The sequence below is a fragment of the Acetobacter sacchari genome, assembly GCF_017377715.1.
In the GTDB taxonomy this organism is placed as follows: domain Bacteria; phylum Pseudomonadota; class Alphaproteobacteria; order Acetobacterales; family Acetobacteraceae; genus Acetobacter; species Acetobacter sacchari.
Genome location: NZ_JAFVMF010000043.1, coordinates 1 through 12216, shown reverse-complemented (window position 1 = coordinate 12216; position 12216 = coordinate 1). Strand labels below are relative to the sequence as shown.

The window sequence follows — 12216 nt, the reverse complement described above, 5'->3', positions numbered from 1 at the left end:
TGGCGTCCACATCCAGAGCTTGAATCACATCAGACCGATTTTCCAAACAGACTCTAAGGTCCTACCTGCTCATCTGCGACGTGGCCGTAACGCGTCAGTACAAGGCCGTAGGTGAAGAACACAGCATTGTATAGAAAGGCCTGAGCAATCATCAGGACCAATACATAGGCCGTGCGGCCTCGGTAATCGCCGATCATGACCTTCAGGCAGTCGGGCAACGAAAAACTTCCTGCAGGATAAATCGTCACCGACGGCAGAATTCCGTTCATCGCGGTTGTTTCGACGCCGTCGGCGCGAACGCGGCGCTCGATCTGTTCCACGACGCTTTCAGCCTCCGCTACGCGGCGGTGCGTCATCAGCCATCTTGGACTTTCCGGAACCCAGCGACGCAGGACAACAACTGCTGCTCCCAGAATGGCGCCGATGACGAAAAGTAGACGCCAGACGATAGGAACCGGCAGCAGCTGCGATTTCAACAGCCCCATAGAGGCCCCGGCCCCCAAAGCCGCGCCCGCCCAGAATGTGCCGTTAACAAACAGATCGACGCGCCCCCGCACTCTGGCGGGCACAAGTTCGTCGATCGCGGAGTTTATGGCCGCGTATTCTCCGCCGATTCCAAGCCCGGTAATCATCCGGAAAATCATGAAACTGGTTGCGTTCCAGGCCAGGCCGCTCAATCCGACGCCGATAATGTAGAGGGCGAGGGTGATTACGAATATATGCCGTCGACCCATCCGGTCCGTAGCCCAACCGAACCCGAGCGCCCCCAACACAGCCCCCGCCACGTAAGCTGAGGCGGCCTCTCCAACCTGTGCGTCGGTCAACGAAAGCGTGTCGGGTCTTTTCAACACCGGGCCGAGCGTGCTCACGATGGTCACTTCCAGCCCGTCCAAAATCCAGGTAACGCCTAACGCCGCTACAAGCAGAGTGTGGAATCGTGACCATGGAAGGCGGTCCAGGCGCGCCGGAATGGTGGTGCGCAAGGGCTGCGAGGCTGCCAAGTCGGAAGTGACGGTCTGCGGCCGTTGGTCAGGCATAGAAAGGTGGCGTCCTTCGGGCGTTTTCCGTTGCTCGAAATCAGGGAAAGCAGCCCGCATCTTCGTTCGGAAGCTCGTCAGGACGCAACTTGTGACGGGCGTTATGCAACCGCGTCGCTTCGATGCACGAACCGATGCGGCGAACCCGTCAACGCGGTGGTGGGACGCGGCTGCAACGAGGGGGCGTTGGACTGGCCGGGCAAAAGACCTCTTGCTTGAACAGTGACGCCTAATGCTGATGAGAAACGCAGAGCTTCATCTATTCAAGGCTTGCCGACGCTTTGCGGCGTTCAGGCGTCAAGTGCCTGTCTCTCCCCGTTGGCTCTGGTGGAGCCGAACCGCCAGCAAAGATGCGCCAGAGCCATCAAGACGGGTCCGGCGAAAAGGCCGATCAAGCCCCAGGTCTCCAAACCTCCGAGAATACCGAGAAGGACCCAGACGAAGGGTAAGCGAATAGAGCCGCCGATCAGGACAGGCCTGATGAAGTGGTCTGCAAGAAACAGCACAACGCCGGCGAACACCGCGACGCATGCAGCCGCGACTACGCTTCCTTTGATCAGAATCAGAGCGACGCTGAGAGCGACGGCAACCGACCCGAGCATTGGAATCATGGACGCCAGAGCTGTGAATATGCCGAGCAGGAGTGGCTGAGGCGCGCCCGCGACGACGTAGGACAGGCCGATAATGAGGCCCTCCCCCAACCCGACCAGAACCAGGCCGGCCATTGAGCCGCGCACGGCGCCGACGATCTGTTGCTGCGCCATGCGGCCTCGTGGGCCGAAAAGACGCCAGATCAGCAGGTCCAGCCCGTTCGTCAGGCGCGGGCCTGAACGCAGGAGAAAGAACAAGATCAGCAGCGTAAAGGTCAGGAGCACCAGTCTGTTGGCGACGTCGTGACCAAGATGCTCGATAGCGCCAAGACTCTGTTCAGTCCGTAGGTGACGCACCAGTTCGCGCGCACTATCCGGTTGAGCCAGATTGTTCGCCCACCAGCTTTCCGCTTGCGCCTTACCCCATGGAAGGCGGTCCAGCCACGCCGGCTGCGGGACGCCGTCGGTCATGATCTGTTTGACCCATGCAGATCCGTCCTTGGCTTCGCTTGCCGCCGCGCCGATGAGAAAGCCGGTGGGCACGACGAAAGCGAGCCCAATGGCGGCGACAATGGAAGCGGGAATAAGTGTAGCCGCATGGCGGGATGTCCATCGCTGCTGCAGCCATATCATCAACGGCCAACATGTGACCCCGAGGACGGCGCTCCAGAGAAGAGCCACACGGAACCGCCCCAACGTATAGAGGGTAAGGCCGACGATGATGGCGACGAGCACGCCCTGCGCCCAAAATTGGAACGGACGCCGACCCGGTGGGTGGACGTTGGGTCGAAGGTCGGGAGTGGATTGCATGTGCTGCTCTGGCGAAAGAAAAATGATCGGAGTCGTAACGGTTGAAAAATGTGGTCTCTGTTGAAACCCGAGATATTGAACGCAAATCCCGGCGCGATGTTCAATCGTCAGATACGTCGTTGTCCGTAATTATTCAGATGACGCCGACGGTCGTGCACGCCTGAACTGAAGTGCACACTGCGCGGAGGGGCGCGTTGTAAAATCCATTTCGTGCCGATTGCGCCAGTTTCGACGGGTGCAGTATCCAACCCGTGATCGGGGAAAGTTCGCTACGCTAAAAAACGATGGTAGATGCCGCCCCGAACTATATGACCGTGTCGACGCACTTATGCATTCACGGTGTGCCAGGTTTTTCCCTCGAATTTGTATTTGACGTCGAACTCCTCGATGACGTCGTTGAAGGTGGCCTGATCGTAAATCCTCATGGACGGCAGACCGCCGAGGCGGTTGAAGTCGGCGTGGAAAGCCCTGTTCACAGCGCGATTGAAGACGCCGGGCCCTGTTTTGTATGGAATATAAAGCCCCGGATAGAGGTAGCTGTTTCTGTAAAGAGACAGAAGTATGTCGCCAAGAATAGGGCTGTTGGAGATCGATCCGAAAAAATCATTGTGGATGTAATGATTGTTCGTCAGAAGAAATACGTGATCTCTGCCATGATCCAGTCGTTCGAAGAAAACCTGCTCCGATTTCAGACGTATGTCCGCGTCCAGCCACCACCCGCCAAGTTGCTGGATGACATGCACGCGCAGGAAGTCAGCGGCTTCCGCTGGGTGTCGCGAGGAAAGAAACAGGTTCCGCGCTTCAACGCCGTAGACGTCATAAAGCCATTGGGCGGCTTCTTCCTGATCGAAAAGTTTTACGTCCACGCCCTGAAGGGAACGGTGATAGGAGAAATTTTTCTCGATTTCCTCAGGAGGGTTTTGATCCCAGTACATATAGATTTTTCTGGGAATCGCGCCGAAAGCCGAATTCGCGCCGTTGTAAAGGGTGTCGCGATAGACGTTGCGCATAACTTCCAGATAGAGGCAGTCGCACTCTTCTCCCGTATGGAACTCATCGTAGCAGTTGCCCATGACACGGGCGGCTTTGACAAAATCGCCGGTCCGCCACGCGGCCTGAATGCCGGTGATATAGTTGAAATAGGGTATGGAGAGCGCCCGCAGCTGCCTCAGATCGTCATCAGCGGGCGTTTCGCCGCTTTTCAGTTCGCACAGAAGACTGACATGTAGCAGCGTGTGCGCCGGAGGCATCTGGTGCGGCTGTTTTGAATGCAGGTCGTAGGCTCGCCGGTAGAGACGGGCAGCTTCCGCGACACAGCGATCCGTGTGGAGGATGTTAGCAAGAGCGAAAGCGTCTTCGACAGTCCTGCAGCCATGTCCGCCGAGATAGGCTATGGCGCGTTCGTTTCCGGCCAGGTCGCTTGCAGACAAGTCGCTGAGGGTGCTGGCTTCGGACATTCAAACGGCTCCGGACGCAGAGTAGCTAGGCCATGTTCTAGGGAAGCTTTGGGACAGGCACAAGCACGCGCAGAACAAAGGAAATTGGAGGACCTGCGATCGACCGAGCCCCCCGCTTTCACGGACGCAACAGGCGCCGCGTCGAAGAACAGGCCGCCTCATCAAGGCACGTGTGGTCAGATCGCCTGAGCGTAGCGAGGTGCAGTATCGCCCCCGTTCGGAAGATAACGGTCGAAGACTGCCGCGATATGACGCAGAAACGGCCGCCCGGCTTCAGTGATGAACAATCGTCCGCTGTCGACGAAGACGAGGCCATCACGCGCCAGAGCTTCGAGAGCAGGTTGCTCCCGTTGAAAAGAACCAGCCGCAAGATCAACGGACGCGCCGCACATGATGCGTTCGATCTGGCGTCTTCGGACAAGATCGTCGCCAGAGAACGTGACGCCGCGCACGACAGGGAGCGCAGACGAAGCATCCAGCTCACGCACATAGGCGGCGGCTGAAACGACGTTTTGGGCATAGCCTTGGGGAAAGGAAGAGATCGCGGAAGCGCCGAAGCCAAGAAGAGTCTCTGCCCCGTCGGTCGTGTAGCCCTGAAAGTTGCGTCTCAGCGAGCCTTCGCGCGCAGCTTTGGCCAATGCGTCGTCAGGCAAAGCATAGTGATCGAGACCGACTGCTTCGTAACCATGCGCACGGAGGGTCTGGTCGATAATTTCCCGCTGCGCCAGGCGCTCGGCGCCGTCAGGCAGATCGGCGTCCTTGATCAGGCCCTGCCGCTTTTGTTTCCAGGGCACATGCGCATAACCGAACACCGCGAGGCGATCAGGGCGCAGGTTGGCGATCCTGTCGGCAGTCCGCCGTGCGCCGTCCGTCGTCTGCAGGGGCAAACCGTAGATCAGATCTATGTTCACGCTGCGAAATCCTGCACGTCGGAGCGCTGCGACACAGGTCTCGGTTTGCTCGAAACTTTGTATGCGGCCACAGGCGCGCTGCACAGTTGGGTCTATATCCTGAACACCGAGGCTGCCGCGGGTGAAGCCCATTGCAGCGAGGTTTTTCGCCATAGCTTCCGAAAAATGGCGGGGATCCAGCTCCACGCATTGCTCGACGTCGGGCTGCAGGTCGAAGAACTTTTGCGCTTCGACAAGTATGGCTTGCAGCGTTTCGACTGGCAGCGTCGTCGGCGTACCGCCGCCGAAATGGATATGAGAGACAGGAAGAAGGCGGTCCGTCTGCGGCATGAGGGCGGCGACACGCCGAAGCTCTTCGCGCAGAAGCTGGCCGTAAGCCCTGCGCGCTGGTTCCGAACGGACGACCGAGGTGTTGCAGCCGCAAAAGCGACATAGCTCGTCGCAGAAGGGCACATGGAAATAGAGGGAGACCGGTTTGGCCGGAGGAAGACATCGCAGCCAGACGGCGACGTCTTCTGCACCGACCGCGTCCGTAAAACGGGTCGCGGTCGGATAACTTGTATAGCGCGGCAGATTGCCGCTGTAGCGCGCCAGCAAGTCGGCGGTCGCCACATTCATTTTCAGAAACGGTATCCGATGCCCATGCCGACGACGGTCGGATCGAGCGAATCATGCGCCTTGATAAAAGCCCCCGACCCACGATCGTTCGCCCAGGCGTGGGCGCGCATGAAGATCTGCTTTACATCGACGTTGAAGAACCAGTTGCCGACAAGCTGGTAGTCGAAGCCGGCGTTGATCGCCGGACCGCCGGTCACGCCCATGTTCAGTTTCTGCACCAGACCGCCAGCCGGAGAGACGTTGTGGAACCAGGTTAGCGAACCGCCGACACCCAGGTACGGGTTGAAGCGCTTGTGGGGGCGGAAGTGCCACGCGAAGGTGACGGTCGGCGGAAGCACCCATGCGCTGCCGACGTCGATGTGGCCGTAAGGCGTGGCGTCGGCAGCGATCTCATGGCGTGTGCTGGCAGCAATCAGGTCGACCGAAACATTGTCCGTGAAGAAATACTCAAACGTGAACTCTGGCGCCGCCTGACGCGTAGCCTTAACTCGGCCCGGGATCGCAGCACCGTTCAGCCAGAGCTTGCTGTCGCGGTCCTGCGGAAGAACGCCAATTGCAGACAGGCGGACGATGAAATCACCGCGCCCCAGTCCGATCCGCGTGCTGGCGCAGGTTTCGAACAGACCACAATGACCACCATGGGAAACAGGAGCTGCGACCGGCGCGGCCACAGGCGCGTTGATATAGGTGGCCGCGGATTGCGCCGTCTGTGCATGGGCGGCGCCGGTGAAGGCGCTCGCCGCAAGCAACGCTGCGGCCAATGCGGAGCGGAGTGCGGTCATGGCAGGTCGTCTTTCAGAAAAACTTTACGTCGAGACGGACAAACCATGACGATCACGAAGAAGCCTTGATTTGGATCAAGAAAACGGCTGTTCCATCGGTCTGTGATTTTTCTGCAGCACGACGATTTCGTCGGCTATTCCGGCCGCATGGAATTCGAAAGCCATAGCCATGTCCTGCGCAGCTATATGGTATTCCGTTTCCACGCACCCAAGACGGGCCGCTACCCTGACGCTTTCCGCCGCGATCGCATGCACAACGGGCCAGCTTGCGCCGCAGGTGGCGACGATGATGGAATCCACGATCAGCCGTGTCTTTCCACCGCGCTTCGCCTCACGACGATAAATAGCCAGACCGCAAGGGGCCCGCGCCCCTTCGTAACGCGCCAGCAGGCCGCCCTGCGTAGGGTTTTCGTTTTCGCGCGTTAGAATCCGAGCTGTGCGCATCCACTCGCCGGGCGTCATGGAAGGCGTCTTCAGTCTCATCAGCGGATAGGCGACGAGAAGGTCGTGTCTTCCCATGGGTTCGACCTGAATGGGAATGGCGTTCGCGCGCCTTGGCGCCATTGTGTGTATCATCCCTGCCAGTTCGCGTTTACCCACAAGATTGTCGGGAAATGCTCGACGCCCGCGCCTTCGTATGGCTGCGCTTGTCACGTGTTTTATGCGCCGTAGCGAAACGACCTCTGGAGGTCGTGCGATCAGGCGCGGTAATTGCACGTCACGTCACGTCACGTCACGTCACCAGCAGCGGGCTTTCACGAATAATCTTCTGTGTCGCGTTGGTGGCTGGTGGAGACGGGTCGGGACAATGATATAGGTCAAGAAATTATTCGAACGAAGGGGATGCGGTTGGCGCGTTCTCGCGGTAAAACAACGCGCATCTGCGCCTGGACCATACTCGCGGTCTGCATAAGGAGGATAAAAACCTCGTGTCGACTGTATCTTTATCAGATCAAGCCCTCCGCCGGCCTCGGCGGCTTGTATTGGCTGGCATGGAAGGCTGTACAAATTGCGCCGCCTGCGAAGTTCGCGGTCATGGCGTGTGCAGCGCCCTTGCCGACAAAGAGCTGGAGCGCTTGTCCCGCGCCGCCGTAAAAGTGACTGTGCCCGCAGGCCACATGTTTATCGAAGAGGGATCGGACGCTCACGATTTCTTCAACGTCACTGGCGGCACGGTGAAGCTGTTCAAGTCGCTTCCCGATGGACGGCGGCAGATAACGGGATTTGTCGGTGTAGGACATTTTCTGGGGTTGGCCGTTTCTGACCATTACGCTTTTGGGGCTGAATCAGTCGAGCAAGTTCAGTTGTGCCGTTTTTCGCGTACGAAACTTGAGACGCTCATGGAAGAGTTTCCGAGCATAGAGCGCCGCCTGCTCGCCGAAGCTGCGAACGAATTGGTGGCGGCTCAGGACCAGATGCTGCTTTTGGGGCGCAAAACGGCGCATGAACGCGTCGCGAGCTTTCTGTATGGTCGTCTGGTGGAAAAATACGGGGAGCATATTCCACCCGTGGCGGATATCCTTCTCCCCATGACACGCGCCGATATAGCAGATTTTTTGGGCCTTACGGTTGAGACTGTGAGCCGCACTTTCAGCCGCTTGCGGCGGGAGCATCTGATCGGCGTTGGCGCTGGGCAGGATATTCACATTCCGTCGGTGAGCCGGCTTGAAGCGATCGGCAGCGGTGACGGCTGAGCGGCGTCGTTTATTCGACTTTAATAGAACTTATAAAAAACACATTTCCTATTGCCTTCATGGTGGGTCCGTATCAGAAGGGCAAATTTTTTACGATCATTCACCAAAGATTATTACTTCGCAAAATTGTTGAACCGATCTGCTTACTGAGGGCGTGTCGCAGTGACGCGTGCGGACACGGCGAGCGTGGCGTTATTTTTTTTTCAGAGCGTAATTGGTTCTGCGTGATCGTTTCACGATTTTACCGGCCCCTCAGTTTTCGAAGAGAAACGACGGTCATTTTTCGTGTGAGTCGTCACGGGAAATGCGCCGCGTTGCGAGATATGTTGTGTGAAAAGAACATATGTTCTCAATCTGCGCGTTATCGCCTGAGATACTCTGCTGTTTCGGGGTTTTGTATAGAGTTGGAAATTTCCGCCTCGGGCGGTTATTTCGTTATTTTCCAAGCCTTGCTTTGAAGTGCCTCACGCTATTTCGAAGTAGGCGGTTGTTTTGTTTGGCGTTGATTTTTCCAGATGGACTCTCCGTGATCTTCTTTGACAATGTGGGGAAGATGAGTGAACAAAAGTGGAATACTTTGCGAAACGTAAAAAATAATTTTCTGATCAAAATTAATCCATGCAAAAATGTCGTGTTCTGATAAGCGCTCACATCCAGATGTGACGTGTGACCAACAGTACGTAACGAATTCGAATCTAACTTTCCAAAAAATTGCGTTGCTTGCCCAATGGCGGGTTCAAGCATTTTCCGGGGCCGAACATTTTGATTTTATGTGTTCTTTGGGACGCGCCGGAGCCGGGAAATCGGGCGAATGACAAAATCTTCTTGGTTCAGACTGAAACTGATGATTGTCATGCGTCCTTGCGTCGCTGTATGTGCATGGAAACGCGGTGTGCGTCGCACCAGCGAGTTTACGGAGTTATAGTTTACACATGAGCAAAGCGTTCATTGCAGCGGTGCTGCAGGACTCCTTCGGGAGCACGGGAGTCGCCGCGCAGAAGGCGGCTGAAGATTTGATCGATGCGATCGTCGGCGAATTGCTGTCGACCGGTGGTTTCACGCTGCCGAGCTTCGGCGCGTTCACCGTGCACGATACGCCTGCCCGCAATGCCCTGAATCCCCGCACGGGCGAGCCCGTGAAGGTGCAGGCTGGCAGCACGGTGCGCTTCAAGGTTTCTCCGGTCCTCCGCAAGACGGTCACCGAAATTCGCAAGAAGCCCGCTGCGAAGAAGAGCGCCGCTTCGAAGGCCGCCGCGCCCGCGAAAAAGGCCGCCAAGTCCGCCGTCGCCGAGAAGGCTCCTGCCGCCGCGCGTCGCGGTCGCAAGTGATCTGACCAACCCGTCTGGTCGCGCCGGAGCTCTGTCTTCGGTGCGCATGGCGGCGCTTCTGCGCCGCCATGCAGTCTCCTCATTCAAGGAGGAGAGCAGGCGGGTCGATGGGCGGGTTGCCGCCCTGCATTTTGTAGTTGTAATTGTCGGTAATAACGAGCTGCACCGGCCTCCCCGCATACGGGGTTCTCTACCGAGCTTCCCTCGGCGTCACGAACAGACGCAAGAGCGGTTAAAAGCCCAAAACCATATCCGCGCCAAACGTGAACTGCCCGACATTGCGAAGGTCGTTAAAGGGCGTCGTGCCGTTCAAAGAGCGGTCAAATCGAATTTCCGGCCTTATCTCGAACAGCTTCACGCCATGCCCGGTCTCTGGCCGCCAGGTCGCGCCGAGCGTAAGCGCTCCATATGTCGTAGCCGGCGCCGACTGCGTTGCGGCCGATTTGCCGAAAAGCGCCCGCATATAAGCTGTGTCCGAAAGGAAGCTTGCGACCACAAGTCCGGTGTTGTCCCGGAATATCTCCCCCCGATAGTTAAGGGTGAGAGTCGGCGTCAGATGGTAGCTTAGAAAGCTGACAAACCCATATGTGTCGGCGCGCAGGCCCTCATCGTGCATGACGTTCAGCTCGCCGGTCAGGGTTAGCTTGCCGCTGAGCTGATACGTGACGTCGAGGTCGTTCCAGAAGCGTTGCGCCCCGTTGGCGCGCACGCCCAGAAGGCGAACGGCATTTTCCGGGCCGACGCGGCCAAGATAGGTGACAGCCAGCTTTCCGCCAGCCAGCCCTGTGCCGGTAAAGCCGAAATATCCCGCCGCCGCGTCGTTATTGTCGCCGCCGCCGAACGAGGTCTGGTTGCCTGTGTCCACGCCAAACAGAATGTCGAAATGTTTGTTGAGGTGCAGTTGGAACATCGCGCCGATATGCTCGAACGGGGTCGCGAACTCTGTCGTGTAAGCCAGAGAATAGAACGGCCGCGTCGCAGGATCGAGCGTCTCGATCCCCATCGGGGAACCCAGAACCCCCGCCTGCACGTCGAGCCCGCGCCGGGTCAGCCAGGGCAGGTGCGCGTCTACATGCGCCTGCGGCAGGATGAACTGATAGCGCGAGGAGATCGCCCGGTCCGTAAGTCCGCCCAGATTGTAATAGCGAGCATCGGAGCCGTAGAGCGCGCGCAGGACAAAGCCGAAATCATACCCACTGGCGCCGGTGTCCACGGCCCGCGCCATCGTGACCGTCAACTGGTTGAGCTGCGCCTGATTGGCGCGATCTCCGATGAGCTGACCATAATTGACGCCGTTGCCGGGCCGGGCCGGGTTGGCGTTGACGCCGCCCTCTATCTGGGCCGCGAACGTCACGCTGGAAAGCCAGTCCTGCGCAGTCACGGTTTCAGACGCTGCGCCGCGCGCCGCCGCAGGCGCAACGATAGCGGCAAATAGCGCCGCCGCCCGGAGCCCATTCGTCAGGGCGTACGGGGAGATCAGACGACCCTTCCGACGAGTGGCTTCATGATCGGTTCTCCGGCTTGTAAGCGTTACGCGCCATCTGTGCGCGGGTTGCGTCCCGTAAATAGGCAGCTTGAGAGTGGTTCACTCTTTCCTGATGGATGAAAACGAGTATCGAGACAGAATAAGGCAAATTATAGAAGACGGCGCAAGTAAGCGTCGCATATGACTGCATTACGAAATCCGGTCCGTATTCAGAACGATTTTTTCGAATACAAATTTATATATAAAATATTCGACTCAAACCATCTTTCCCCGCGGCGCATGCGCCTCTTCCGGGCCGGAGTTCCGTGACGTAGCGCCCGTCGTGCAATTCTCGTCTTGCGGACCATCTCTCGCGTACAAACGGCGGCCGGGCGCGCCATGCACACGACAGGCGCCTGTTCTTCCGATGAAATGGCGTCTGCCGCCCCGCCGCAGCTTCAACAAACCGGGCGCACCCGATAGTATCGACATCGAAAGTAACGCGACGCCCCGTAAAGGGACGACCGCCGGAAAGGAGACGCACGACATGGACGCCGGAACGACCGAACAGAGCCTTCGCGAAGATCTGGCCGCCGCATATCGTCTGATCGCCCATTTCGGTATGACCGACCTTGTCTATACGCACCTGTCCGTGCGCCTGCCGGGGGACGCCAATCGCTTTCTGGTCAACCCCTACGGCTTCCTGTTCGAGGAAATCACGGCCAGTTCGCTCGTCATCGTCGACGCCGATGGTCAACCCGCGCAGAAGACCAGCCACGACGTCAACCCGGCGGGCTTCGTCATCCACTCCGCCATTCACCGCGAACACCACGACGCCGCCTGCGTCATGCACACCCATACGCTGGCCGGCATGGTGATCGCAGCACAGGAGGGCGGCATCCTTCCGCTCAACCAGATCAGCATCGAGTTCTGCCGGGACGTCGCCTTCCACAGCTATGAAGGCGTGGCCGCCGACGACAATCTGAGCGAGCGGGAGCGGCTGGTGCGCGACCTCGGCAAGTGCAAGTCCATGATCCTCGCCAACCACGGCCTGCTGACTGTCGGCGCCACGGTCGCGGAGGCGTTCTACCGCATGTATTACCTTGAGCAGGCGTGCCGCATCCAGGTCGCGGCGCAGTCCACCGGCGCAAAGCTGATCACGCCGTCCCCGGCCATGGTCGATCGTACCTTCGCGCAGTTCCAGAAGGAAGAGAATGTGGGGATGCTGGTGTGGACGGCGTTGAAGCGAAAGCTGGATCGGGAGCAGCCGGGATATCGGGAGTAGAATAAAACCCGGGATATGGGATAAAAGTTCTGCCGCAAGAGGACGGTAGCACACAATGGCCATTCAAAAAACAACAGCGCCCCGCCCATATGTCCCGGTCGACGTCGCATGGAAAGCGGCGGACGAGCGGGCCACGATACTGGACGACCGCGTAGACATTGAAGACGACGCTGTATTCGTTTGGCTTAGAGCCTGTTTGGAAAATCACGGGTGAGCATTTCTGCGCATGAGATTGGCGC

At 58.4% G+C, this 12216-nt stretch carries 9 protein-coding genes and 1 pseudogene; 3 read left to right on the top strand and 7 right to left on the bottom strand.

The genetic code is table 11. The annotated features are described in order from the left end of the window. Positions 1-53: 53 nt before the first annotated feature. The 6 genes from J2D73_RS19860 to J2D73_RS19835 form a co-directional block, all read right to left on the bottom strand. Positions 54-1037 carry an MFS transporter gene (locus J2D73_RS19860; protein ID WP_207884123.1) on the bottom strand — a complete coding sequence of 328 codons (984 nt, stop codon included), beginning with the start codon at positions 1035-1037 and terminating at the stop codon, positions 54-56. A gap of 290 nt (positions 1038-1327) precedes the next feature. Beyond that, positions 1328-2437: an AI-2E family transporter gene (locus J2D73_RS19855; RefSeq protein ID WP_207884122.1), complete on the bottom strand. Its 1110-nt coding sequence runs from the start codon at positions 2435-2437 to the stop codon at positions 1328-1330. Between the two features lie 326 nt (positions 2438-2763). Continuing rightward, entirely contained in the window at positions 2764-3894 is a 1131-nt protein-coding gene (locus J2D73_RS19850; RefSeq protein WP_207884121.1) for a glycosyltransferase family 32 protein, read from the bottom strand. Between the two features lie 176 nt (positions 3895-4070). Continuing rightward, positions 4071-5423: an oxygen-independent coproporphyrinogen III oxidase gene (gene hemN, locus J2D73_RS19845; protein WP_207884120.1), complete on the bottom strand. Its 1353-nt coding sequence runs from the start codon at positions 5421-5423 to the stop codon at positions 4071-4073. A gap of 2 nt (positions 5424-5425) precedes the next feature. Further along, a complete protein-coding gene (locus tag J2D73_RS19840) occupies positions 5426-6205 on the bottom strand; it encodes an OmpW/AlkL family protein (protein WP_086643219.1) in 780 nt (259 codons plus the stop codon). A gap of 75 nt (positions 6206-6280) precedes the next feature. Next, the gene (locus tag J2D73_RS19835) at positions 6281-6769 is read right to left on the bottom strand and encodes a hypothetical protein (protein WP_207884119.1); all 489 of its coding nucleotides are present in this window, start codon (positions 6767-6769) and stop codon (positions 6281-6283) included. Between the two features lie 428 nt (positions 6770-7197). Here J2D73_RS19835 and J2D73_RS19830 point away from each other — a divergent pair, with 428 nt between their 5' ends. Together J2D73_RS19830 and J2D73_RS19825 are read left to right on the top strand one after the other, a co-directional pair. Further along, complete coding sequence (locus tag J2D73_RS19830; protein WP_198945777.1) at positions 7198-7899, top strand: Crp/Fnr family transcriptional regulator; 702 nt, start codon at positions 7198-7200, stop codon at positions 7897-7899. Between the two features lie 932 nt (positions 7900-8831). Continuing rightward, a pseudogene (locus tag J2D73_RS19825) lies at positions 8832-9098 on the top strand (HU family DNA-binding protein); the annotation flags it as partial. 361 nt (positions 9099-9459) lie between these two features. Here the strand turns inward: J2D73_RS19825 and J2D73_RS19820 are convergent. Then, entirely contained in the window at positions 9460-10608 is a 1149-nt protein-coding gene (locus J2D73_RS19820; protein WP_341535136.1) for an outer membrane beta-barrel protein, read from the bottom strand. Positions 10609-11239: 631 nt separating this feature from the next. Between J2D73_RS19820 and J2D73_RS19815 the strand changes: the two genes are divergently transcribed. After that, positions 11240-11977 (top strand): class II aldolase/adducin family protein, encoded by a 738-nt coding sequence (locus tag J2D73_RS19815; RefSeq protein ID WP_207884124.1) that lies wholly within the window; start codon positions 11240-11242, stop codon positions 11975-11977. Positions 11978-12216: the final 239 nt, after the last annotated feature.

What these genes read in the sequence shown, in the direction of transcription:
- J2D73_RS19815 (WP_207884124.1), top strand. Translation starts at nt 11,240, where the DNA reads ATGGACGCCGGAACGACCGAACAGAGCCTTCGCGAAGATCTGGCCGCC.
- hemN (WP_207884120.1), bottom strand. Translation starts at nt 5,423, where the DNA reads ATGAATGTGGCGACCGCCGACTTGCTGGCGCGCTACAGCGGCAATCTG.
- J2D73_RS19860 (WP_207884123.1), bottom strand. Translation starts at nt 1,037, where the DNA reads ATGCCTGACCAACGGCCGCAGACCGTCACTTCCGACTTGGCAGCCTCG.
- J2D73_RS19850 (WP_207884121.1), bottom strand. Translation starts at nt 3,894, where the DNA reads ATGTCCGAAGCCAGCACCCTCAGCGACTTGTCTGCAAGCGACCTGGCC.
- J2D73_RS19835 (WP_207884119.1), bottom strand. Translation starts at nt 6,769, where the DNA reads ATGGCGCCAAGGCGCGCGAACGCCATTCCCATTCAGGTCGAACCCATG.
- J2D73_RS19840 (WP_086643219.1), bottom strand. Translation starts at nt 6,205, where the DNA reads ATGACCGCACTCCGCTCCGCATTGGCCGCAGCGTTGCTTGCGGCGAGC.
- J2D73_RS19855 (WP_207884122.1), bottom strand. Translation starts at nt 2,437, where the DNA reads ATGCAATCCACTCCCGACCTTCGACCCAACGTCCACCCACCGGGTCGG.
- J2D73_RS19830 (WP_198945777.1), top strand. Translation starts at nt 7,198, where the DNA reads ATGGAAGGCTGTACAAATTGCGCCGCCTGCGAAGTTCGCGGTCATGGC.